This is a genomic window from Campylobacter sp. JMF_06 NA1, from assembly GCF_027737785.1.
Taxonomy (GTDB): domain Bacteria; phylum Campylobacterota; class Campylobacteria; order Campylobacterales; family Campylobacteraceae; genus Campylobacter_B.
The window spans coordinates 44,187-68,047 of the sequence record NZ_JAOVUA010000002.1; the positions used below are offsets into that span (position 1 = coordinate 44,187).

A 23,861-nucleotide genomic window follows, 5' to 3' on the forward strand; every position below is an offset into this window, starting at 1 on the left:
ACAGGATAAAAAATAGTGAAATTCTATCCGCAAAGATAGAATTTCACTCATAAAATTTATAGCAATATCACACCGATTATAACGGCTATTATTGCATAAAATACTGCTGGGGCTATATTGTAAGTAAGACATCTAGCCTCACCCTTACCTAGCAAGCCAACAGTCGCACACACAGCAACGATATTGTTGATACAAACCATGTTACCGATAGCACCACCAACATTTTGGAGTGCAACAATAACTTCGGTTTTTAAGCCAACAAGCGTAGCTGTTTCGTATTGAAGACCTGAGAAGAGCATATTTGATACGGTATTTGAACCAGAGAAAAATGCTCCAAGAATACCAACTAGTGGCGCAACAGCAACATAAGCTTGACCTGAAATATCAGCAAAGAATTTCGCCATAAGTTTAATCATAGAGTAGTTAGTTCCATCAACTGTTGTGCCGACATTTAACATGATTTGAACCAAAGCCAAACCAGCTGCTAGTGGAATTGCCGCTGCTGCAACTTGTTTGAAAGTTTTGCTCCAAGCCTCTTTTACATCATTGCCACTCATTCTGTGCAAGAATATAGTAAGGATAGCAACCAAAATAAATGGAATAATACCTGGTAAATAGCCGTAGTTGAAGCTATATGCAGTGCCAGGGACACCAAACATCAAGTTATCAGGAGCAGTAAATAGATTTATTTTCCAGCTTTGTAGAATTGGTTTTAATCCGATTGCAGGAATACGAGTAACAACTAGTATAAATGAAATAAGGATGTATGGTAACCAAGCCATAAACAATGGCATCTCTTTTTTGCTACTCTCTTCTTGTTTAGGTGCATTTTCAGAAGCCTGAGTTGAACCTATCCAAAATTCTTGCCATTGTGCGCGAGGAACGAAATCCCAGTTCTCTTTTGGAGTCATAAATCCAGCTTTTGCAGATGCGATAAGGATACCAAGAGATATAAGACCAGCAAGAAGTGATGGTAACTCAATACCCAAGAATTTTGCGCCTATCAAATAAGGAACGATGAAGCTAACTGAGGCAAGCATAGCAAATGGCAATGCAGGAAGAGCGTCTTTGAAGCTTCTGTTTTTACCGAATAGTTTTACCATTATCATAACAACGATAAAAGGAATAAAAATAGCGCCTACTGAGTGGATGATAGCAGTATTTGTGCTAACGGTAGTGATATATGAATCTATGTTTCCGCCACTTCCTTCTACAAGACTTTGAACGGTAGTTTTAACACCAAATGTTGGAGTTCCAACCGCACCGTAGCTAACAGGCGAGCTGTTTAGCACAAGACATGCAAGAGCTGCACTAAGAGCAGGAAAGCCAAGACCTACTAGAAGTGGAGCAGCCAAAGCAGCAGGTGTTCCAAAACCAGCCGCACCCTCAATAAATGCACCAAACGCCCAACCGATAATCAATACTTGAACACGGCGGTCGGTTGAAATTTTGGTAAAGCCGTTGTTGATTGATTGCATAGCGCCTGAGTATTTCATAGTGTTTAATATCAAAATAGCACCAAAAATGATGACTAAGATATCAAACGCCTTCATAAAGCCCAAAAGCACATACGCCAAAACGCTGGTGCCATCAGCATTTACACTAAACGCAGACAGAGCTATACCAATCGCTAAAAACATGGCAACACTAAGCGAGAGCTTAGAACTAAGTTTAAACCCTATCATCATAACCAAAATGACGACAATAGGTAAAAAGGCTAGCAAGGTATGCATCGTTAGATCTCCTTTGCAAGATAAATTTAGATTATCTTTTGATAATTCTTAAATTGAAAGTCTATACAAAAATAAATAAATAATAAATAAAAAAGAATACTTTAATTATTTTTTAAAAAAATTTTAAAGAAAATGTATTTAAGGTATCAAAATTTCCAAAATTTTGCCCCAAAAAAACTTAAATTCTTTAAATTTTACTTAAATTCAGTTTTTTATAAGGTTATTTATGTAAAATCCCATTTTTCAAAATTTTTAAGAAGGCGGAAATCATGACAGAAATTACAAAGCCTAGCGAAGTCAAACGCGACTGGGTTGTTATTGATGCAACTGACAAAAGATTCGGTAGAATGCTAACCGAAGTCGCAGTTTTATTGCGCGGCAAACACAAACCATGCTACACACCAAATGTTGATTGTGGCGATTATGTCATTATCGTAAATGCTTCAAAAGCAGTTTTTACAGGTGCAAACAAAGGCGAGGATAAGCTATATCACAGCTATTCAGGGTATTTTGGAAGTCTAAAAAGCGTTAAATTTGAGGATATGTTGAAAAACAATCCTGCTAAATTATACAAACTTGCAGTTCGCGGTATGCTTCCTAAAACAAAACTAGGTAAAGCAATGATTAAAAAGCTTTTCGTTTATGAGGGTAGCGAGCACCCACATACAGCGCAAACAACAAGTAAAGGAAAATAATTATGGCAACAATTTACGCAACAGGCAAAAGAAAAACAGCCGTAGCTAAGGTATGGTTAAAACCAGGTAGCGGTAAAATGGTTGTAAATGGTATGGACCTAAATACTTGGCTTGGCGGTCACGAGGCTATTAAATTAAAGGTTATTCAACCGCTTTTAGTTACAAAACAAGAGACATCTATGGATATCACTGCTCAAACACTAGGCGGTGGCTATTCAGCTCAGGCAGAGGCGTTGCGCCACGGTATTTCACGCGCACTAGCAGCTATGGATAAGGATTTCAGAGCGGCTCTAAAACCAAAAGGTCTTTTAACTCGCGATTCTCGCTCAGTCGAAAGAAAGAAATTTGGTCGCAGAAAAGCGCGCAGAAGCCCGCAATTCTCAAAAAGATAATAGGGTTTTGGCTGTTATTTTTCAAGGTTTTTTTAAACTTAATTGGAAAATTTTAAAAAATTTTAAAAAAAGATTTACTATAATTAAAAGTTTTAAATTCATTTCGAAAGGATGTTTAATGAAAAAAGTTTTACTTGCACTAAGCTTGTGTGCATCAAGTGCACTACTTGCAACAGATGCGGATTATCACTGGGAGATTACTCCTACAATCGGTGGTATGACTCACGAAGGTAACATGGATTTGGATTCAAATTTCATGGCAGGTCTTCGCCTAGCTAAAAACCTTCAAGATTCATTTATCGATCAAATCGAGTTAGGTTTTGACTATTCTCGCGATATCGGTTTAGAGGATCTTGCTCACAGAAATGGTGGCAAAGAGCCAAACGCTAAATACTACCACATCAATTTGGTAAAAGATTTAGTAAATTTCACTGACAACTTCAAACTATATGGCTTAACTGGTGTTGGTTATATGGATTATAGCAAAGATGTATATAATGACGGCGACCAAGACAGCGGTTTCTGGCAATATGGTCTAGGTATGAAATACTACATCACAAGAAACTTTGCTACAAAACTTGAAGCAAGAGACGCTATCAGATTCGAAGACGGCAACCATGTTCTATTCTACACACTTGGCTTCGCTGTTGATTTCGGTAAAAGATTCGCTGACGCTGCTGCAACTGGCTGCGTAGATTCAGACAATGACGGCGTATGCGATGATATGGATAGATGCCCAGGCACAGCTGCTGGTGTAGTTGTAGATGAATACGGCTGCGAAAAAGTAATCAGACTAAACCTAGGCGTAAATTTTGCTACTGATAGCTCAAAAATTTCAGACGAATACATGAGCGAAATCAAAAATGTAAGCGACTACCTAAATGAGCACTCAGATTACAGCGTAATCCTAGAAGGCCACACAGATAGCACTGGTTCAGACGCTTACAACCAAAAACTATCTGAGAGAAGAGCAGCTGCTGTTGCTGGCGCATTGCAAAACTTCGGCGTTGATGCTGCTAGAATTTCTAGCGTAGGCTATGGCGAGTCTCAACCAATCGCTACAAACGCTACAAAAGAAGGCCGCGCTCAAAACAGACGCGTTGATGCTAAATTTAGAAAATAATCTTTCTAAAAATTTTAAGCGGGGCTTAGGCTCCGCTTTTTTTATTTACAAAAATGCAGAAATTTAACACTACAATTTTATTTGATTTAGACGGGACTTTGATAGATTCGACCTCTGCGATTTTGGAGGGTTTTGCTTATGCTTTTTCTAAAATGGGCGAGGCTTGCCCAGATGATGAAGCAATAAAAAAACTAATCGGCTATCCACTCGATGAAATTTTTGCTGGACTTGGCGTAGTGGGCGATACGAGCGAATATGTAAGGCTCTATAAAGAGAAATATGTCAAAATTTATCTAGATCAAACCACGCTTTTGCAGAGTGCTTACGAAGCTGTGGAATTTGGTGCTAAATTTGCAAATTTAGGCGTGGTTACCACGAAAACATCGAAATTCTCTAAACTCTTGCTAGACAAACTTGGCGTTGGCGAGTTTTTCAGCGTGATAATCGGCAGAGAAGATGTAGAGCATGTCAAACCGCACGCCGAACCTATCATAAACGCGATGAAGGGATTAGGCTTACCTGTGGATAAAAGCGTTTTTATGGTGGGCGATACGAAGCTCGACGCACTAGCAGCGAGCAACGCCGGAGTGCGTAGCGTGGGTGTAATGTGTGGGTATGGCGATGAGGCGCAGCTTAGAAAGCACTGCGAGTTTGTCTGCGAAAACGCTTATGCGGCAGTGAGTTTAATCAAACAAAATTTATAATTCCCCTTGGGCTATCGTCTAATGGCAGGACAACGAACTCTGGATTCGTGAATATAGGTTCGACCCCTATTAGCCCATCCAAAATTTTAAATTTTTTCAAAATTCACAAAAAACTAAAAATTCACTTTTTTGCTATAATCTATCTTATTAAATTTTTTAAATTCGGAGATTTTATGAAAAAAATAATTTTGACGCTATGTATAATAGGACAAATTTTTCTAAATGCCAATCAAAGCGATAAAGAGTTGATAAATTCGCCAGAACTTGATAGTAAAACAAACGAGCAAATGCAAAATTTATTTAAACTTGCATATTATCGCACTGCTTACAATGTCGCTAAAATGGATAAATTTAGACAAAAACTCGACAATAAGGAAATAACTTTTGCCGAATTTGACGAAGCTACGAAAGATTTAAGCATAAAAACTACAAAAGATTATTATGACAATCTTGGCATTTTTAGAGAAATCAAACTTTCAAAACACGCCAATTTTATGGTTAGCTCTGCCGTTAGACAAGATGATATAAAAGAACTTCCAAGCGAAATTTGCATGCTTGAAAATTTAGAAGAAATCGATGTAGAAGGCACAGGTATTACCGACCTGCCACCTTGCGTGATAAATTTAACCAAGCTTGAAAGGCTAAATTTCGGTAAAACTTACATAAAAGAAATCCCTGAAACCATAAGCAAAATTCCAAATCTAAAACGCCTATCTTTGCGAACTTCTAAGCTAGAAAGATTAGGAGAACACATATCAAATTTAAAAAATTTAGAAGAACTAGACATTTCGCAAACAGCGATTTCTGAGATACCACCGCAAATCGAAAATCTTGTAAATTTAAAAGAGCTTCGCTGCTACAACTGCGACAATCTAAATTCACTGCCAAAAGAACTTGCAAATTTGCAAAATTTGGAAGTATTGGACTTGATGAATTTAACTATAAAGGACTTTCCAGATGAAATTTTAAATTCAAAAAGCCTAAAATTACTAGATTTAAGTTTTGAAAATTTCCCGTCGAATTTTGCAAATCTTCAAAGTTTGGAAGTATTGAAAATCGGAAAAATAAATATGGAAAATTTGAGCGAAATTTTGAAATTAAAAAATTTAAAATGCTTAACGATTAGAAGCGGAAACGTTACTGCCCTACCCGATGAGATAGAAAATTTAATGGATTTAGAAGAGCTTTATTGCACGAACGGGGATTTGGAAACAATCTCACCAAAAATCGCAAATTTAAAAAATCTAAAAGAGCTTTGGATTGACGGCAACAAAAAACTATCGCAGTTGCCAGAAAATTTGGGCGATTTAGAAAGCTTAGAAACCTTGCTTATATATGATACGAATATAACCAAACTACCGCAAAGCATGGCAAATTTAAAAAAATTAGATGAATTATGGATTTCAAATACGGGGATTAACGAACTTCCAAGCAGATTTGGGAATTTAGAAAATTTAAGAGAACTAGGTATAAATAACACCAAAATAACCGAATTTCCAAGCGGTTTTGAAAATTTAAAAAATTTAGAACAGCTGTATTTCAAAAACACACCGATTAAAAACCAAGAAATTTTATCAAAAATGCCGAATTTAAGGATTATTGAGAAATAAATCAATTTCTGTGATTTATTTCTCATATACAAATTCAATCAAAACTTCTTGTAACCTTGAAATTTGGCGAATTTGCGTTCGCCAAATTTTGCTAAATTTTATATTTTCGCAAACACTGCCTCGAATTTGTCTGATTTGTCATTGCGAGAAAACGAAGTTTTCGAAGCAATCCAGAAAAATTTAAAGCAAAATTCAACCTAAATTTAGCATTGAACGATTTTTTAAATTTTAGATTGCACCGTGCTTTTCTCGTAAGGGGGAAGGGGGCTTGAATTGCGAGGTCGCGCCCCTTCCCCCTTACAATCCCCCAACCCCCGACGACGCTTTACAAGGTGGCTAAATTTAAAGCTTCGCTTTAAATTTAGCTAATTTTATTTAACTGAAATGCTTCGCATTTCTTTGCAAAGATAGATTGAGTAAATTTTTGCCTTAAATTTCGCCAAATTTTATTTGATTTTTTCCTTGCCTTTGTATGTGGCGACGACCTTTGTGGTGCCGTCTTTTTTGATTGCGATGACATCGTAAATCTCAGGCTCGGCGCCAACTTCCATGCCTGGGCTTTCTAATGGCATGGCAGGAACTGCGATTCCTACAATATCGCTTGGTTTTTGATTTAGGATTATGCGGATTTCGCCTGCTGGGACATGGCCTTCGACGACATAGCCATCAATCAGCGCAGTGTGGCAGCTAGCAAGCTCCAATGGGACTTTTTCGTCGTATTTTTTTTGGATAAAAGCTTCATCGTCTAGGTAGATGTGTTTGGTCTCAAAGCCATTTTCGCGCAGATAAGCCGACCATTTGTGGCAGCACTCGCAGGTTAAGCCCTGATAAATTTCGATGAAATTACCAGCGTGCAAATTCGCGCAAAATACGCCGAAAAGCGCTGTGGAGAGTAAAATTTTATTCATTATAAATCCTTTGATTACAAAAATTGTGGCGATTATATGACAAAAGATTAAATTTTAAAAATTCCTTGCCAAATTTGGCAAGGAAGGTGGATTATAAGCATTTTGAGATTGCTGATGAGATCGCAGATTTAGGGACATAACCCTCAGAATCGCTAGTCAAAGAGACATCGCAACCTGGTTTGTAGTTTTTCCAAGTGTAGATATTGCCGTTGTTTGCGGTAGTGCGGATAGAATCTGGCTGTTTATTCCACGCTGAAATTACTTGGTTGATATGAAAAGCATCGCTTTTATTGACTACGGCATCGGTTGTGCTTGCATCTGGTAGGTTCTCTTCGACCATTTCTACGGTGTCGTTTGAGACCTCTTGGACTTTGTCTGTCACGCCACTTATGCTTGGCTCATTTGCTGGGGCAGTGGTTTGAGAAGCGCTTTGAGTGCGTGCGCCGGTTGGTTGGTTGGCTATATTCCAGTTAGAACAGCCTGTGAAAATAGCGGATAAAAGGATTATCGCAGCTAATTTTTTCATCTAAATTCTCCTAAAATAAATTCACGCTGATAGTATCACATTTATGTTTAGTTTAAAATTAAAACTGCAAATATCTTAAATTTTATTATGCGTTTCAGTAGGAATTTATGAAATTTAAGATAAAATCCCAAGTTTATTACCAAATCGGGCTATTAAATTTTGCAATGCAAATGCCCTTTTGGCTACCAAATTTTTAAGGAGCTTTGATGTATGCAATCATCAAACACGGCGGCAAGCAATATAGAGTAGAAGAGGGAAACTACCTAAATCTAGATCATTTTGCAGCAGAGCCAAAAAGTAAAGTCGAACTTAGCGAAGTTTTAGCGCTAAATGACGGCGAGTTAAAGGTAGGTGCGCCATTTGTTAAGGGTGCAAAGGTGGTTTTAGAGGTCGTTACAGAGGGTAAAGACAAAAAAGTCGTAATCTACAAAAAACGCAGAAGAAAAGACTCAAAATTAAAACGCGGTTTCAGACGCCAATACACTCGCGTCAAAGTTGTCGCAATCAACGCATAAAGGATAGCTAATGGCACACAAAAAAGGTCAAGGTTCAACCCAAAATAACCGTGATAGTATCGGACGCCGCTTAGGTGTGAAAAAATTTGGTGGCGAGTTTGTTAGAGCTGGCAATATCATCATCCGCCAAAGAGGCACTGCAACTCACCCAGGTAGCAATGTAGGTCTTGGCAACGATCACACAATCTTCGCTCTAATCGACGGCGTAGTAAAATTCGAGCGCAAAGACAAAAATCGCAAACAAGTATCAGTTTATCCTGTTGCGTAATTTTAGGGGCTTTTCGCCCCTTTTCTTCTTAAAATTTCCACTTTAAAAAGTATTTTTAACCGATTTGGCTATAATTGCCGTTTTTAAATTTAAGGATTGTTATGTTTATAGATAGTGTAAAATTTAGTGTAACTTCCGGCAAGGGCGGAGCAGGGTGCGTAAGTTTCAGACGCGAAAAATTTGTCATTTTAGGCGGACCTGACGGCGGAGACGGCGGAGCAGGCGGCGATGTATTTTTTAAAGTAGATAAAAACTCTCACACTCTCTCATTTTACAAAGGCAAACGCGCTTTCAAAGCCCAAAATGGCGCGCCTGGCGAGGGTCGCAAAAAAACCGGCAAAAGTGGCGAAGATCTATATCTCATAGTGCCACCTGGAACGGCGGTGTATGACGATGATAGTGGCGAGCTTTTGCTTGATTTGACGATTGATGGGCAAACGGAGCTGTTTTTAAAGGGTGGCAAAGGGGGCCTTGGAAATGTGCATTTCAAAAACTCCGTAAATCAGCGCCCTGAATACGCTCAACCAGGGCTTCCTGGCGAGGCAAAAAATGTGCGATTAGAGCTAAAACTCATCGCAGATGTAGGACTTGTGGGCTTCCCAAATGTCGGCAAATCCACTCTAATCTCTGTTGTTTCAAACGCCAAACCCGAAATCGCAAACTACGAATTCACTACAATCACGCCAAAGCTTGGCATGGTTAGCGTAGATGAGTTTAGCAATTTCGTCATCGCTGATATCCCTGGTATCATCGAGGGGGCGAGCGACGGCAAGGGGCTTGGGCTAAAATTTTTGCGCCATATCGAGCGCACTAAAATTTTGCTTTTTATGCTTGATCTTGCAAATTATCGAAGCCTAGGCGAGCAATACCGCGCACTTCGCGCCGAGCTTGAAAAATTCTCGCCAGATCTCGCAAAGCGCGCCTTTGCGATTGCGCTTACGAAATTTGACGCATGCGAAAATTTTGAGGAAAAATGCGATGAATTTTTGCGCGAATTTGGTTTTGAAAAAAGGCAAGATTACGAAATGTTTGGCAAGCTCGATGAGAGCAAACCAGCCTTTGTTATGGGGATTTCAAGCGTTGTGGGCGCAGGTATAAACGAGCTAAAATTTGAGCTATTTAAACTTGTGAAAAAAGAGGAAAAATGAAAATAGTTTTTATGGGCACGCCAGAGTATGCGACGACGATTTTAAGGGCATTGGCGGCTAAATTTGAGATTGTGGGGATATTTTGTCAGCCAGATCGCCCTGTGGGTAGAAAACAAATTTTAACCCCGCCAAGCGTGAAAATCTGGGCGCAGGAAAATTTAAAAAGCGTGCCGATTTTTCAGCCAAATAGATTGCGCGAGGGTGATAATGAGCGCATTATCAGGGAGCTTGCACCCGATTTTATCGTCGTGGCAGCGTATGGTCAAATTTTGCCAAAAGGGATTTTAGAAATTGCGCCGTGTATAAATTTGCACGCTTCTATTTTGCCAAAATTTCGTGGCGCTAGCCCTATCCAAAGCGCGATTTTAGCGGGAGAGGCGCAAACTGGCGTAACGGCAATGCTCATGGACGAGGGGTTGGATACTGGCGATATGCTGGATTTTGCCCGCACTTCGTGCGAGGGCAAAATGGCTAGTGAGCTTTTTAGCGAGCTTGGCGAGTTAGCGGCGGGGCTGATTGTCAAAGTTTTGCAAAATTTCACCCAAATTTCGCCGATTAAACAAAATTCCGCCCTTGCTTCGCATTGCAAAAAAATCCTTAAATCCGACGGCCTTGTGGATTTTAGTGAGAGTGCAAGCGAGATTTATAACAAATTTCGCGCTCTAACTCCGTGGCCTGGAATTTACACTGCCTCGGGGCTTAAAATTTTAAATTTAGAGTTAGCGCAGGATTTCAAAGAGAGAGAATTTGATAAATTTGGCCAAATTTTAAGTATCCAAAAAGACGGATTTTGCCTTTCTTGCAAAAGAGGCGCGATTAAAATCACAGCTTTGCAAGAACCAAGCAAAAAGCCCATAAGTGCGAGTGATTTTATAAATGGCAAACGACTGGGCGTGGGTGAGTTTTTATGCAGATAGAATTTGCTGGGATTTTGCCCTCGACGCAAAGCGAATTAATCGAAAGATTGAAAAACGGAAGCGCCACTGCGCCTTTTTGTTTAGTGGCGCAGGCGCAAAGTAGCGGTCTGGGCTCGCGCGGAAATAGCTGGGAGAGTGCAAGCGGAAATTTGGCGTTTTCGTTTTGCGTGGAGATTAGCGATTTGCCCCAGGGCGTGCCACTGCAATCAAGCAGCATTTATTTTGCGATGATAATGAGAGAATTTCTCGCTTCGTGCGGTTCTGAAATTTGGCTCAAATGGCCAAATGATTTTTACATAAATGATCGCAAAATTGGCGGAATTTTGACTAACAAAATCAAAAACACCCTAGTTTGTGGCATAGGTATAAACCTAGTTAGCGCGCCCGAATTTGCGGGTATATTAGACATAGAAATCACTCCAAAAGACGCTGTGGAGGGGTTTTTAAATTTATACAAAAATAAAATCTCGTGGAAGCAAATTTTTAGTAAATTTTCGTTACAATTTCGCCTGTCTCAAAATTTTTGCGCTCATATCGAGGGCGAAAAGGTCCCACTCTCGCAAGCGAGGCTTTGCGACGACGGGGCGATAATAATAAATAAAAAGAGGATTTATAGTTTAAGATGAGCGAGATAATAACGATTGCAAACCAAAAAGGCGGTGTAGGCAAGACAACCACAGCGATAAATTTAAGCGCGTCGCTTGCGATGAAAAAAAAGCGAGTGCTTCTAATCGATGTCGATCCTCAGGCAAACGCCACGACTGGGCTTGGCTTTAATAGAAGCGATTTTGAGTTTAATATCTACCATGTCTTAACTGGTCGCAAAAAACTCTCCGAAGTCATACAAAAAACACAAATGGAGTATATGGATCTAGCCCCTTCAAATATCGGTTTGGTGGGTATCGAGCGCGAAAGTGCTGACGAGGCTGATTTCAAACTAATCCTAAAAAACAAAATCGAAGAGATAAAAGATATATATGATTATATCATTATTGATTCGCCGCCTACGCTTGGCAGTATCACGGTAAATGCCCTAGCAGCTAGCAATAGCGTGATAATCCCGATTCAGTGCGAATTTTACGCATTAGAGGGTGTCGCACTCGTGCTAAATACCATAAAAATCGTCAAACAAACCATAAATAAAAATTTGCAAATCAGGGGCTTTTTGCCGACAATGTATTCTGCGCAAAACAACCTTGCCAAGGAAACTGTGGCGAATTTGCAAGAGTATTTTGGCGAAAAGCTATTTTACATCGGCAAGGATAAAAACCTTGTCGTAATCCCACGCAATGTAAAACTCGCCGAAAGCCCAAGCTTTGGCAAACCGGTAATTTTATATGATAAAAAATCGGCTGGTTCGCTAGCGTATCAGGATTTAGCAAAAGCAGTAATGGAGAAAAGATGAGCAAGGTCAAAAAAAGTGTGCTAGGACGGGGTTTAGGCAGTATTTTAGAAGATGTCGAAAAGGCATACACAAAAGAGCTAGAAGATGGACAATCTGAAAATTTAGTCATCGAAATCGATGTGGATAAAATTTCGCCAAATCCATATCAACCAAGGCTAAATTTCAACGAAGAAGCACTTCGCGAACTAAGCGAGAGTATCCTTAGACACGGCCTTATCCAACCAATCGTAGTCATCGAAAAAAATGGTGCCTATGTCCTAATCGCCGGCGAGAGAAGACTAAGAGCAACCAAGCTAGCAGGTCTAGCTAAAATCAAAGCCGTTGTAGCAGACCTTGGTTCGCAAAACATGCGCGAACTAGCCCTAATCGAAAATATCCAAAGGGAGAATTTAAACCCAATCGAGCTAGCCAAATCATACCGCGAACTAATCGAAGAGTATAAAATCACGCAAGAAGAGTTAGCCGATATCATCAAAAAATCCCGCACGCAAATCACAAACACCATGCGTTTGCTAAATTTATCAGCCCCGCTCCAAGATGCTTTGCGCACGGAAAAAATCAGCCAAGGCCATGCTAAGGTCATCGTAGGTCTTAGCGAAGATGAGCAAATTTTGGTTTTAAATACAATCACTGGGCAAAAACTCAGCGTCAGAGAGACCGAGGATTTGATCAAAAAACTAAAAAGCAAAGAAAATGTCAAAACTGCAAACAACCATAAAGAATTTCAAACCTTTAAGCCAGAACTTATGAAGCTGAAAGAAAAATTAAACAAATTTGGAAAAATCAGCGTGAAAGATAAGAAAATTCTCATAGAATTTAGCGAAATTTCACAAATTTCAGACTTTATGAAACAGATAGGTTAAAATTATATTAAATTTTAATCTTAATTATTGTAGTATCCCAAGTTTATATAAAATTTAGCCAAGGAGGTGTAATGCTAGAAATTAGTGTATCTGCAATGCTGACGACAATCATTGTGTTTTTAGCTCTAATAGCATTTTTAAATACAAAGCTTTACAAACCGCTTCTTGCGCACATGGAAGCGCGCGAAAAAGCGATTAGAGAAGATGAGGAAAATGCTAGAAAAAACGCACAAGATGTCGATTCTAACAAAGCAGAGATAGCAAAGGTTCTTGACGCTGCGAGGGTCGAGGCAAGTAAAATTAAGCAAGAAGCGGTAGATAGCGCAAAAGAGGTTGCTAGCAAGGAAATTGCTGAGCAAAAAGCTAAATTAGAGGCCGATTTTGCGAAATTTAGCGAAAGCTTAAACGAGCAAAAAGCAAGCTTAAAAAGTGATTTGAGTGCGAAAATCCCTGATTTCAAAGACGAAATCAAATCTGCACTTTCAAAAATTTAAGGAGTCGGCGTGAAAAAATATCTAATTTTCCTTATTTTGCCACTTATCTCGCTAGCTAGCGGACATGACGGCCCCAAAGACTACGATATAGTATGGAGAACGATAAATTTCGTATTGTTTTTCGGCATTTTATATTACCTTCTAAAAGGCCCTGCAAAAGACGCTTTCAAAGCCAGAATCGATAGTATCGCTAAACGCCTTGAAACAAATCAAAGAATTTTAAAAGAATCAAATGAGAAAAAAGAACAAGCAAAAAAAGATTTAGAAGAGGCAAAAGCCCAAGGCGCATCGTTAATCGAAACTGCTAAAAAAGAGGCTGTGTTTGCAGCTGATAAAGTAAAAGCAATGAGCGAGCAAGAGATTAAAAATTTAAACAAATCTTTCGCTGAGCAAAAAGATTTCGAAACGCGCCGTATCGAAAAAGAGGTCGTAAATGAAATCTTAGATGAGGTTTTTGCAAAAGATACTATGGAATTCAAGCAAGACAAGCTTCTTGATATCATTGAGAAAAAGGCTGTGTGATGATAGATAATACGGCGAAAAAATATGTAAGCGCACTGATTAAAACTTATAAAAAAGACGAATTAGGCGCTGTTTTAGGCACATTGGAGACTATCTCATCTGCGTTTAAGGTTTCAAAATTTGGCGATATTATAAAATCTCCAACAATCAAAGACGCTGATAAAGTGAATTTAATACTTTCTTTTATCAAAGATCCAAGCGATAAAATCGTAAATTTTATTAAATTTCTTGCCAAAAACAGAAGAATTGGTTTGATTCCTCAAATCACAGATGATTTGCGTAAAAATATCTCTGCTATGGATAACAAATTCCACGGCAAAATTTACTCAAATCAAGATATTAGCGAGGATAAAATCAAAGATTTGCAAGGCAAAATTTCAAAGAAATTTAACGCCGAAATTTTACTCGAACTAGTCAAATGCGACTACGAGGGTATCAAAATCGAGGTCGAGGATTTGGGATTTGAGATTAGTTTTTCAATCGATAGATTGAAACAAAAAATGAGTGAATATATTTTAAAAGCAATTTAATAAGGAGTAAAGTGTGGGTGCGAAAATTAAAGCAGACGAAATTAGTAGCATAATTAAAGAGCGAATTGAAAGCTTTGATCTTAGCGTTGATGTCGAAGAGACAGGTAAGGTTGTATCTGTTGCTGACGGTGTCGCTAATGTTTATGGCCTAAAAAATGTTATGGCTAATGAAATGGTTGAGTTTGAAAACGGCTCTCGCGGTATTGCGCTGAATTTGGAAGAAAGCAGTGTCGGTGTCGTTATTTTGGGCGATACAAGCGGTATCAATGAAGGAAGTAGCGCAAAAAGACTTGGCAAACTTTTGCGTGTTCCAGTAGGCGACGCGCTAATAGGACGCGTTGTAAATGCCCTTGGCGAGCCGATTGACGGCAAAGGCCCAATCGATACAAATACAACAAGATTCGTTGAAGAAAAAGCAAAAGGCATTATGGCTAGAAAATCAGTTCATGAGCCACTTCAAACAGGTCTTAAAGCGATCGACGCCCTTGTTCCAATCGGTAGAGGTCAAAGAGAGCTAATCATCGGCGATAGACAAACAGGTAAAACAACCGTTGCAGTTGATACTATCATCAACCAAAAAGGTCAAGATGTCGTTTGTATCTATGTCGCTATCGGTCAAAAACAATCAACCGTAGCACAAGTCGTTAAAAAACTAGAAGAATACGGCGCTATGGAATACACTATCGTAGTTTCAGCTGGTGCTAGCGAGGCCGCTGCGCTTCAATACCTAGCCCCATATTCAGGCTGCACAATGGGCGAGTATTTCAGAGATAACTCACGCCATGCTTTGATTATTTATGATGATTTAAGCAAACACGCTGTTGCATACCGCGAAATGTCATTGATTTTAAGAAGACCACCAGGTCGTGAGGCTTATCCGGGCGATGTTTTCTATCTACACTCTCGCTTACTTGAAAGAGCTAGTAAGCTAAGTGATGCGCTAGGTGCTGGTAGCTTAACAGCGCTTCCTATTATCGAAACACAAGCAGGCGATGTTTCAGCATATATCCCTACAAATGTTATTTCGATTACTGATGGTCAAATTTTCCTTGAATCAGGTCTATTTAACTCAGGTATCCGCCCTGCGATCAATGTTGGCCTCTCAGTTAGCCGTGTTGGTGGTTCAGCGCAAATCAAAGCGATTAAAAAAGTTTCAGGCACACTTCGCCTTGACCTTGCTCAATACCGCGAACTTCAAGCGTTTGCACAATTTGCAAGCGATTTGGACGAAAGCAGTAGAAAACAACTAGACCGCGGTCAAAGAATGGTTGAAATCCTAAAACAACCACCTTATAGCCCGCTTCCAGTTGAAAATCAAATCGTCATTATTTTTGCAGGTAGCAAGGGATATTTAGATGATGTCGCACCAAGCGCAATCGGCAAATTTGAAGCTGAGCTTTATCCATTTATCGAGGCTAAATACCCTGAAATTTTCGAGCAAATCAGAACCAAAAAGACTTTGGAAAAAGATTTAGAAGAAAATTTGGCAAAAGCATTAAATGACTTTAAAGCGACATTTTCGGCATAATAAGGCTAAAAAATGGCAAATTTAAAAGATATTAAGTTAAAGATAAAAAGCGTAAAAAATACAGAAAAAACAACAAAAGCTATGAAGCTTGTTTCTAATGTAAAGCTTAAAAATACCAAAGAAGCTGCTATGCGCTCTCGTGCTTATGCTGTGAAGATCAACGATGTTCTTGGCGAAATTTCAGCACGAATCAAAGACTATGTAGCTGCTAGCGTAGGTGATGATGATAAGCTAAAAATTTTTAACACAAGCAGAGAAGTCAAAGTTGTTGATTTGCTTTTTATCACAGCAGATAAGGGACTTTGCGGTGGTTTTAATATCAATACCATTAAACAAGTAAAAGCCCTAATCGAAGAGTATAAAGCGAAAAATGTAAAAGTTCGCCTAAGAGCTGTGGGCAAAAAAGGCATTGAGTATTTTAACTTCCAAGGTGTCGAGCTTTTAGAAAGATATGTTGGCGTAAGCTCATCGCCAAATCCTGAGAAGGCTAATGATATCGTAAATGCTGCGGTTGCTGATTTTAGAGAGGGCAAAACTGATAAGATCGTTCTTATCCACAATGGATATTTGAATATGATTTCGCAAGAAATGAGAGTTTCTACCCTCGTGCCTATTGGACAGCCAGAGATTGATGAGAGTGCTTTTAAAACTGGTTCTGTAATGGAAGTAGAAGTTCAGTATCCAGAAGATGAAGAAATTTTGATGATGAATTTGGTGCAAAGCTATTTGAGTTATAGTATGTATTATGCTCTGATAGATTCACTTGCAGCAGAACATTGTTCTAGAATGAATGCTATGGAAAACGCGACAAACAACGCAAAAGAGCGTGTCGCTCAGCTAAATTTGGCATATAATAAAGCTAGACAAAGTTCTATTACTACTGAGCTGATAGAGATTATCAGCGGTGTAGAATCAATGAAATAATAAATGAAAGGAGAATTAATGAAGGGAATAATTTCTCAGGTAATGGGTCCTGTCGTTGATGTTGATTTCAATGACTACTTACCTAAAATTAACGAAGCTATCGAAGTCAAATACGATGTCGAAGGCGAATCAAAAAGATTAATTTTAGAAGTTGCAGCTCACTTAGGTGATAACCGCGTAAGAACAATCGCTATGGATATGAGTGATGGTTTGCGCCGTGGTTTGGAGGCTGAGGCACTTGGTGCGCCTATTAGCGTTCCAGTTGGCGAAAAAGTTTTGGGTAGAATTTTTAATGTTACAGGCGATTTGATTGACGAAGGTGAAGAGGAAAATTTCGAAACTCGCTGGTCAATCCACAGAGATCCGCCAAGCTTTGAAAACCAAAGCACAAAAAGCGAAATTTTCGAAACTGGTATTAAAGTTGTTGATTTGCTAGCTCCTTATGCAAAAGGTGGAAAAGTTGGTCTATTTGGCGGTGCCGGTGTTGGTAAAACCGTTATTATTATGGAGCTAATTCACAATGTTGCTTTCAAACACAGCGGTTACTCTGTATTTGCGGGCGTTGGCGAGCGAACAAGAGAGGGAAACGACCTTTATAACGAAATGAAGGAATCGGGCGTTTTGGATAAAGTTGCCTTAACCTATGGTCAAATGAACGAACCACCGGGAGCAAGAAATAGAATTGCTTTGACAGGTCTTACAATGGCTGAGTATTTCCGTGATGAGCTAGGACTAGATGTTTTGATGTTTATCGATAACATTTTTAGATTTTCTCAATCAGGTTCAGAGATGTCAGCGCTTCTAGGACGAATTCCAAGTGCCGTTGGTTACCAACCGACTTTGGCAAGCGAAATGGGAAAACTTCAAGAGCGTATTACATCGACTAAAAAAGGCTCAATTACATCAGTTCAAGCTGTTTATGTTCCAGCTGATGACCTTACAGACCCTGCTCCTGCAACGGTTTTTGCTCACCTTGATGCGACAACCGTTCTAAACAGAGCGATTGCAGAAAAAGGAATTTATCCTGCGGTTGATCCACTTGATTCAACTTCAAGAATGCTTGATCCGCAAATCATCGGCGAAGAGCATTACAAGGTAGCTCGTGGCGTTCAAGCTGTGCTTCAAAAATACAAAGATTTGCAAGATATTATCGCAATTTTGGGTATGGACGAGCTTAGCGAAGAGGATAAACTTGTGGTCGATAGAGCTAGAAAGGTCGAGCGTTATCTTTCACAACCTTTCTTTGTCGCCGAAGTTTTCACAGGAAGCCCTGGTAAATATATCAGCCTTGAAGAGACTATCGCTGGATTTAAGGGAATTTTAGAGGGTAAATATGATGATTTACCTGAAAATGCTTTCTATATGGTAGGAAATATTGACGAGGTAGTGGCAAAAGCCGAAAAAATGAAGGCATAGGAATCTGCTATGAATAAATTTTTACTATTAGAAATCGTTACGCCAGAGGGTTTGGTATTCTCTGGCGAAGTTGCGTCTGTCCAACTTCCAGGTCAAACCGGCGAACTTGGTGTTTTGCCTGGACACTCTACCTTGCTGACTGGTCTGAAAAACGGCAACGAGGGTGGTATCGTTGAGATTGTAGATAAAGAGGGCAAAAAGCAATTAGTCATAGTAAATGGTGGATTTTTAAAAGTCGATGAGGAAAAAACCACTATTTTGGCAACTCAGGCTGTGGCGATAGGTGGCGATAGCGAAAATGCTGTCGCAAAATCGTTGCAAAAAGCCAAAGAATTGCTAAATTCTATCAGCACAGATACTATGGCTACCTCTGCTATCATGGCCAGAGTTGATGAATTTGCAAGGCAAAAATAAGTATGTTGGATCTTATTTTAAGTTATTTTACAAGAAGCACATTTATTACGATATTTGTGCTTTCTTGGCTTTCGATATATTTTATAGTTACATTTACCATTTTAATTTCGCGCTACGCAGGGCTTAGTGCATGGCAAGTCAAAGAAACAAAGGCGCTAGAATCGCTTTTAATGGGTGGCAAGATTGCACTTTCTGGATCGATTTTTCAAAAAATTACTCCCGAGCGAACGACCAAAGAGGCCCTAAATGTCTATAAAAGCAAGGCTGAGCGCGACGCTACTAGTGGGCTAACTTGGCTTTCTATCATCGCTTCGACATCGCCATTTATAGGGCTTTTTGGAACGGTTGTTAGTATTTTGGATACATTTTCAAAGCTAGGGGGCGGAAATTCAGGAATAGATACTATCGCACCAGCCATTAGCGAGGCTTTGGTTGCGACAGGTTGTGGAATTTTCGTCGCTATTCCTGCATATACTTTTGCTTTACTTATTAAGCGTAAAGCTTATGAGGTTACAAGCATTATAAACCGCACATCTGATATCTTGCTTCATAAAGCAGGCGCAAAGTAGAGTTGTATGTATAATTTCGATGAAAATCCTGAATTAAATATAACTCCGCTTGTCGATATTATGCTGGTTTTGCTCGCTATTTTAATGGTGGCGCAAACTGCGATTATTTATGATGAGAGAATCGAGCTTCCAAGCGGTTCGAAATCGGCTTCATCGCAAAATACAGCCGAATTTATGCTCGTGCGTGTAGATGCAGATAGTAAAATTTATATCGACACTAGCACTATGAGTTTGGCTGAATTTCCAGATAATTTGCAACTCATCAAAAGTAGCGGCAAATACGCTGTGGATAAGCCAGTTTATATCCAAGCCGATAAAAAAATCATTTATGATAATGTAATGTTTGTTTTAAAGACGCTAAAACAAGCTGGTTTTAATAAGGTTGTGCTTCAAACAAATGGCTAGATATTCAAATTTCACCGGGGTTAGATATGATAATTTTAGATCATTTCTAATCGCTTTGGCTCTATATTTTAGCTTGCTTGCTATTTTTCTTTATCAAATTTCAGAATACAAAAATAAAGCGAAAAAATATACCGATGATTTGGGCGCGATTATGGATATCGCAATCCCAATAGATTTTGACGATTCGCCGATACCAACAGCCCCAAATATCGCCGAAGAGGACAAAGAGGGCGACCAACACGAGCAAGAAGAAAAGCCAGTCGAAGAAGAAACTCTAAAAACAACCACTGAGGTTACTACCCCACCTCCACCACCTGCGCCAAAACCAGAGCCAGCAAAAGAGGAGGTAAAAAAAGAGGAGCCAAAACCAGAGCCTGAGCCAGAACCAATCCCGGAGAAAAAGCCAGAAGAGCCAAAGCCAAAAGAAGAGGCTAAAAAAGAGCCTGAGCCAAATTTGAACGATCTGTTTTCTGATACTACGAAAGATAACAAAAAGCTAAGCGAGAGTGTATCGAAAAACGACGCTGTGCAAAGTAGCAAAAAATCAGATAAACAAACCCAAACCAAGGCGAAAAATCAGGCGACTTCGCGCAACGCGCTAGTAAAATCAAATGTCGTTACTGGCAAAACTCAGCTTACTGGCGAATACGACGCATATCGTGGCAAGATAAACAAAATCCTCCAACGCCTTTGGAGCAAATACGCAACCACTGTCAATGACGATTCCACCGTCGTTGTAACCTTTGGTGGAGACGGCAGGATTAGCGATTATCAGATCAAAAGACTTGGAGCAAATACCGAATTTAACCAAAAACTAAGAGATTTCCTAGGAAATTTGGAAATGCAAAATTTCCCAAAATCGCCTGACGGGAAGCCTTTTATTTATGAGATAAATTTAAACGATGTAGTTAGAAATAAATTTTAATTTACAAATTTTTACTACAATTGCATTTTTTTAAAATTTTGCAAGGAGAGATAATGAAAAATTTAATGTTGATTTTTGCATTTTGTATGGCTGTTTTTGCGGCAGATGCGACGACTACGATTACAAACGAGGGCGTAAGCCTGCCAAGAATTGTCGTTCAAAATGCATCAAATCTTTCAAACGCTGAGTTTAATAACAAATTTTTTAAACTCATGGTAGGGGATTTAAAGGTTGGCGCTACTTTCGATGTTAGCGACGAGTATTTGGTGAGCGATTATAACGGGGACGCTAATTCAAATTTAGGCGAGCTAGGGGCTGCGCTTATCGTAAGATACGCAGTTAGCGACAAAACATCACCTATGAATTTAAAGGCCAAAGTCATCGAGGCTGGGACTGGTAGAGTAATGTATGAGAAAAGCTTTTCTCTCTCAAACGCCGAGAAATACCCATTTTTGGCTCACATGGCAGTTTCTGAAATCGTAAAAGAGCTAGGATATTCTGATGTGGATTGGATGAAAGAGATGATTTTGCTCTCTCGATATACTTCGACAAAAGAGAGTGAGATTATGGTGGCTGATTATACGCTGACATACCAAAAGGTAGTTTTGCGTGGTGGATTAAACATCTTCCCTAAATGGGCGAGTGCGGCACAAAATGAGTTTTACTATACTTACTATGTGAATCAAAATACCCCTGCGATTTATAAATACAACCTTTCAAACGGCTCAAAAAGTAAAATTTTCACAGGTAAAGGTATGACAATCGTAGGCGATGTAAGCTCTGATGGTCGCAAACTTCTAATCACAAACGCACCAAAAGACCAACCAGATATTTATTTATATGATGTAGGCTCAGGTTCAGCTAGACAGATTACAGATTACCCTGGAATCGATGTAAATGGAAATTTCATCGACGGCGATTCAAGGGTAGCTTTCGTAAGCGATAGACTTGGGTATCCAAATATTTTTGCCACTAGCATAAATGGTGGAAATGTAACACAAATGGTATATCACGGCAAAAATAACAACTCAATTAGCACAAATGGAAATTATATAGTCTATTCTAGTCGCGACGGATCTGGTAGCTTTAATATCTATATGATCTCAACTCAAACAGATATGATTCGCCAGCTAACATCTGGTGGCAAAAATATGTTCCCTAGATTTTCTAGCGACGGCGGCAGTGTTATGTATATCAAACAAGCAGGCGGTGGAAGTTCAGTAGGAATTATCCGTGTAAATGAGAATAAAAGTTTTCAATTTCCATTAAAAATCGGTCAAATTCAATCGGTTGATTGGTAATTTTAAATATTTTTATGCTATAATCTTGTAATTTTTTTTGAAAGGATAAGTATGAAACATTTAGTTTTAACTTCAGTTGCAGTTGCTGCTCTACTTTTGAGCGGTTGTTCTAAAAAGAATCCAGAGGTAGATTCAAATTTAAGCGATGCTGACAGATTGGCTGCATTAGCTGCTCAAATTCAAAGCGAAGTTGGCAATGTATATTTTGATTTCGATAGATTTAATATCCGCGCTGATCAACAAGGTACAATCAACAACAACGCAGCTTTATTCAACCAAGCTGGCGCAGAGGCTTTAACTGTTAAAGTTGAAGGTAACTGCGATGAGTGGGGCACAGATGAATACAACTACGCTCTTGGTCTAAAAAGAGCAAAAGCTGCAAAAGATGCATTGGTTGCACAAGGCGTAAATGGCGACAGACTATCAGTTGTTAGCTACGGCGAGAGCAACACAGTATGCAAAAATGGCACAAAAGAGTGCGACGCTCAAAACAGACGCGACGAATTCAAAGTAGGTTTCTAATTTGAGTTTCAAATCAAATTTAGCTGTGGCGCTTCTTGGCGTTACAGCTTTTTTACATGCAGAAGTTTCGGCATTTGATGCTGGCAATATCGGTTCAGACAGCTCTTATGGTCTGACAGAAAACGAGCAATTCTTACGCGACAATCGTAAAAAAGTAAATGATATGCAAAACAACCTAAATAGTGTTAATGAAAACATGGAGGGTTTGCGCACTGTCGTAGAAGGAGCTAATGAAAAAGTTTCAAATTTAGAAAGCAGAGTGGCTGATTTAGAGATTCGCACGACTGGTCGCAGTAACGGCAGTAGCGAGCTAGATCAGATGAAAAAAGATATCGCATGGCTAAAATCTCAAATTTCTGAAATTAATGCAAAACTTGGAAATTCAAGCGTAAAAAAAAACGCTGAAATAAGCAAAAATACTGGCGCTCAAAGTGCCAAGGGCGCTAGTGCAACTACCACAAATAAATCAAATTTTAGCGCCAAAGACAATGCTTCAATCGCAAAAGAGGCAGAGGAATTATTTAAGAAAAAAGACTATGCAGGCGCCAAAGAGCGCTACGCTTACCTTGCTAGCAAAAATTATCAACCAGCAAGATCAAATTATATGTTAGGCGAAGTGGCGTATTTTTCGGGCTCTTACGGGGACGCGATTAATTACTACAAAAAGAGCATTTCGCACAATCAAAAACAAGACTACACACCAAGACTTTTATATCACACAGCAATTAGCTTCGATAAAATCGGGGATAGCGCAAGCGGAACGAAATTTTACAACGCTCTAAAATCATCTTACCCTGATTCAAAAGAGGCCAAAGCTGCACCAACACGCTAAAATCAAAATTTGATAAATTTTAATTTAAGGAGAATTTTATGGCGCAAAACAGAGTTATAAAAATGTATTATGAGCTAAAAGACGCAAATTCAGGCGAAATTTTAGAGTCAAATTTCAACGCAAATCCGATTGCCTTCATCACTGGCAAAGAGCAAATTATCCAAAAACTAGAAGATGAAGTTCTAAGCCTAGGCGAGGGAGAGAGCAAAATTGTTAGAATTTCACCAAGTGACGGCGTTGGCGAATACAACGAAAACGCTATCCAAATTTTGCCAAAAGAGGAATTTGCAGGTATTGATTTGGTCGTAGGCATGGAGCTTTTCGGTCAGGCAGAAGACGGCGCGACAACCCGCGTAATCGTCAAAGCAATCGGCGAAGAAGATGTTACAATCGACTTTAACCACCCATTTGCAGGCAAAGAGTTAGAATTTAATGTCAAAGTCGTCGAAAACCGCGAGCCGAGCGAAGACGAGCTAATGACAGGCGTGCCTGAGGGCGAGCATACTTGTGGTTGTGGCGGACACGGACATCATCATGGCGAAGACCACGAGTGCTGCGGCGGACACGGTCATCACCACCACGGAGATCACGAGTGTTGTGGCGGGCATGGACACCACCACCATGGTGATCATGAGTGCTGCGGCGGACACGGTCATCACCACGAGGACTAAG

The 23,861-nt window shown here is 39.4% G+C and carries 29 protein-coding genes and 1 tRNA gene; 27 read left to right on the plus strand and 3 right to left on the minus strand.

The annotated features are described in order from the left end of the window. Window positions 1-56: 56 nt before the first annotated feature. On the minus strand, window positions 57-1,733 hold the full coding sequence (locus OFO07_RS02905; protein ID WP_333720483.1) for an L-lactate permease: 1,677 nt from the start codon (window positions 1,731-1,733) through the stop codon (window positions 57-59). Window positions 1,734-2,002: 269 nt separating this feature from the next. Here OFO07_RS02905 and rplM point away from each other — a divergent pair, with 269 nt between their 5' ends. The 6 genes from rplM to OFO07_RS02935 all read left to right on the plus strand — a co-directional run bounded on the left by rplM (window position 2,003) and on the right by OFO07_RS02935 (window position 6,257). Beyond that, window positions 2,003-2,428, plus strand: coding sequence for a 50S ribosomal protein L13 (gene rplM, locus OFO07_RS02910; protein ID WP_270858390.1), 426 nt, complete (start codon window positions 2,003-2,005; stop codon window positions 2,426-2,428). A 2-nt stretch (window positions 2,429-2,430) separates the two neighbouring features. After that, a complete protein-coding gene (gene rpsI, locus OFO07_RS02915) occupies window positions 2,431-2,820 on the plus strand; it encodes a 30S ribosomal protein S9 (protein ID WP_270858389.1) in 390 nt (129 codons plus the stop codon). A gap of 118 nt (window positions 2,821-2,938) precedes the next feature. Next, window positions 2,939-3,943 carry an OmpA family protein gene (locus OFO07_RS02920; RefSeq protein ID WP_270868453.1) on the plus strand — a complete coding sequence of 335 codons (1,005 nt, stop codon included), beginning with the start codon at window positions 2,939-2,941 and terminating at the stop codon, window positions 3,941-3,943. 53 nt (window positions 3,944-3,996) lie between these two features. Then, window positions 3,997-4,647 (plus strand): HAD family hydrolase, encoded by a 651-nt coding sequence (locus OFO07_RS02925; protein WP_270870880.1) that lies wholly within the window; start codon window positions 3,997-3,999, stop codon window positions 4,645-4,647. Between the two features lie 7 nt (window positions 4,648-4,654). Further along, window positions 4,655-4,728 (plus strand) — tRNA-Gln (locus OFO07_RS02930). A gap of 92 nt (window positions 4,729-4,820) precedes the next feature. After that, window positions 4,821-6,257 carry a leucine-rich repeat domain-containing protein gene (locus OFO07_RS02935; protein WP_270870881.1) on the plus strand — a complete coding sequence of 479 codons (1,437 nt, stop codon included), beginning with the start codon at window positions 4,821-4,823 and terminating at the stop codon, window positions 6,255-6,257. A gap of 446 nt (window positions 6,258-6,703) precedes the next feature. On the opposite strand, the gene OFO07_RS02940 is transcribed toward OFO07_RS02935, so the two are convergent. Both OFO07_RS02940 and OFO07_RS02945 read right to left on the minus strand, forming a co-directional pair. After that, complete coding sequence (locus OFO07_RS02940; protein WP_270870882.1) at window positions 6,704-7,165, minus strand: DUF411 domain-containing protein; 462 nt, start codon at window positions 7,163-7,165, stop codon at window positions 6,704-6,706. Between the two features lie 91 nt (window positions 7,166-7,256). Further along, entirely contained in the window at window positions 7,257-7,691 is a 435-nt protein-coding gene (locus tag OFO07_RS02945; RefSeq protein ID WP_270858384.1) for a hypothetical protein, read from the minus strand. A gap of 206 nt (window positions 7,692-7,897) precedes the next feature. Between OFO07_RS02945 and rplU the strand changes: the two genes are divergently transcribed. The 21 genes from rplU (at window position 7,898) to OFO07_RS03050 (ending at window position 23,860) form a co-directional block, all read left to right on the plus strand. After that, entirely contained in the window at window positions 7,898-8,206 is a 309-nt protein-coding gene (rplU, locus tag OFO07_RS02950; RefSeq protein WP_270858383.1) for a 50S ribosomal protein L21, read from the plus strand. Between the two features lie 10 nt (window positions 8,207-8,216). Continuing rightward, window positions 8,217-8,474: a 50S ribosomal protein L27 gene (gene rpmA / locus OFO07_RS02955; RefSeq protein ID WP_270858382.1), complete on the plus strand. Its 258-nt coding sequence runs from the start codon at window positions 8,217-8,219 to the stop codon at window positions 8,472-8,474. Window positions 8,475-8,575: 101 nt separating this feature from the next. Then, window positions 8,576-9,622, plus strand: coding sequence for a GTPase ObgE (gene obgE, locus OFO07_RS02960; RefSeq protein WP_270870883.1), 1,047 nt, complete (start codon window positions 8,576-8,578; stop codon window positions 9,620-9,622). Beyond that, window positions 9,619-10,539, plus strand: a complete 921-nt coding sequence (fmt, locus tag OFO07_RS02965; RefSeq protein WP_270870884.1) for a methionyl-tRNA formyltransferase — start codon at window positions 9,619-9,621, stop codon at window positions 10,537-10,539. The genes obgE and fmt overlap by 4 nt, the downstream gene beginning before the upstream one ends. Beyond that, entirely contained in the window at window positions 10,530-11,165 is a 636-nt protein-coding gene (locus tag OFO07_RS02970) for a biotin--[acetyl-CoA-carboxylase] ligase (protein ID WP_270870885.1), read from the plus strand. The genes fmt and OFO07_RS02970 overlap by 10 nt, the downstream gene beginning before the upstream one ends. After that, window positions 11,162-11,944: a ParA family protein gene (locus OFO07_RS02975; RefSeq protein ID WP_270858378.1), complete on the plus strand. Its 783-nt coding sequence runs from the start codon at window positions 11,162-11,164 to the stop codon at window positions 11,942-11,944. The genes OFO07_RS02970 and OFO07_RS02975 overlap by 4 nt, the downstream gene beginning before the upstream one ends. Further along, complete coding sequence (locus OFO07_RS02980) at window positions 11,941-12,807, plus strand: ParB/RepB/Spo0J family partition protein (protein ID WP_270858377.1); 867 nt, start codon at window positions 11,941-11,943, stop codon at window positions 12,805-12,807. The genes OFO07_RS02975 and OFO07_RS02980 overlap by 4 nt, the downstream gene beginning before the upstream one ends. Before the next feature lie 71 nt (window positions 12,808-12,878). Then, window positions 12,879-13,301, plus strand: coding sequence for a F0F1 ATP synthase subunit B family protein (locus OFO07_RS02985; RefSeq protein ID WP_270858376.1), 423 nt, complete (start codon window positions 12,879-12,881; stop codon window positions 13,299-13,301). 9 nt (window positions 13,302-13,310) lie between these two features. Then, window positions 13,311-13,823, plus strand: coding sequence for a F0F1 ATP synthase subunit B (locus OFO07_RS02990; protein ID WP_270858375.1), 513 nt, complete (start codon window positions 13,311-13,313; stop codon window positions 13,821-13,823). Then, window positions 13,823-14,353, plus strand: a complete 531-nt coding sequence (locus OFO07_RS02995) for a F0F1 ATP synthase subunit delta (protein WP_270858374.1) — start codon at window positions 13,823-13,825, stop codon at window positions 14,351-14,353. Before OFO07_RS02990 ends, OFO07_RS02995 begins: the two co-directional genes overlap by 1 nt. Window positions 14,354-14,366: 13 nt before the next feature. Further along, a complete protein-coding gene (gene atpA, locus OFO07_RS03000; RefSeq protein WP_270858373.1) occupies window positions 14,367-15,881 on the plus strand; it encodes a F0F1 ATP synthase subunit alpha in 1,515 nt (504 codons plus the stop codon). A 12-nt stretch (window positions 15,882-15,893) separates the two neighbouring features. After that, window positions 15,894-16,805, plus strand: a complete 912-nt coding sequence (gene atpG, locus OFO07_RS03005) for an ATP synthase F1 subunit gamma (RefSeq protein WP_270858372.1) — start codon at window positions 15,894-15,896, stop codon at window positions 16,803-16,805. A gap of 18 nt (window positions 16,806-16,823) precedes the next feature. Beyond that, the gene (gene atpD, locus OFO07_RS03010; protein ID WP_270870886.1) at window positions 16,824-18,221 is read left to right on the plus strand and encodes a F0F1 ATP synthase subunit beta; all 1,398 of its coding nucleotides are present in this window, start codon (window positions 16,824-16,826) and stop codon (window positions 18,219-18,221) included. Between the two features lie 9 nt (window positions 18,222-18,230). After that, window positions 18,231-18,635, plus strand: coding sequence for an ATP synthase F1 subunit epsilon (gene atpC / locus OFO07_RS03015; RefSeq protein WP_270858370.1), 405 nt, complete (start codon window positions 18,231-18,233; stop codon window positions 18,633-18,635). Window positions 18,636-18,637: 2 nt separating this feature from the next. Continuing rightward, window positions 18,638-19,204, plus strand: coding sequence for a MotA/TolQ/ExbB proton channel family protein (locus OFO07_RS03020; RefSeq protein ID WP_270862173.1), 567 nt, complete (start codon window positions 18,638-18,640; stop codon window positions 19,202-19,204). A 6-nt stretch (window positions 19,205-19,210) separates the two neighbouring features. Beyond that, window positions 19,211-19,609 (plus strand): ExbD/TolR family protein, encoded by a 399-nt coding sequence (locus OFO07_RS03025; RefSeq protein WP_270858368.1) that lies wholly within the window; start codon window positions 19,211-19,213, stop codon window positions 19,607-19,609. Then, entirely contained in the window at window positions 19,602-20,534 is a 933-nt protein-coding gene (locus OFO07_RS03030; RefSeq protein ID WP_270864845.1) for a TonB C-terminal domain-containing protein, read from the plus strand. The genes OFO07_RS03025 and OFO07_RS03030 overlap by 8 nt, the downstream gene beginning before the upstream one ends. Window positions 20,535-20,587: 53 nt before the next feature. After that, the gene (gene tolB / locus OFO07_RS03035; RefSeq protein WP_270869242.1) at window positions 20,588-21,835 is read left to right on the plus strand and encodes a Tol-Pal system protein TolB; all 1,248 of its coding nucleotides are present in this window, start codon (window positions 20,588-20,590) and stop codon (window positions 21,833-21,835) included. A gap of 51 nt (window positions 21,836-21,886) precedes the next feature. After that, the gene (locus OFO07_RS03040) at window positions 21,887-22,357 is read left to right on the plus strand and encodes an OmpA family protein (RefSeq protein ID WP_270858365.1); all 471 of its coding nucleotides are present in this window, start codon (window positions 21,887-21,889) and stop codon (window positions 22,355-22,357) included. 1 nt (window position 22,358) lies between these two features. Continuing rightward, a complete protein-coding gene (locus OFO07_RS03045) occupies window positions 22,359-23,189 on the plus strand; it encodes a hypothetical protein (RefSeq protein ID WP_270858364.1) in 831 nt (276 codons plus the stop codon). Between the two features lie 38 nt (window positions 23,190-23,227). Further along, a complete protein-coding gene (locus OFO07_RS03050) occupies window positions 23,228-23,860 on the plus strand; it encodes an FKBP-type peptidyl-prolyl cis-trans isomerase (RefSeq protein WP_270858363.1) in 633 nt (210 codons plus the stop codon). Window position 23,861: the final 1 nt, after the last annotated feature.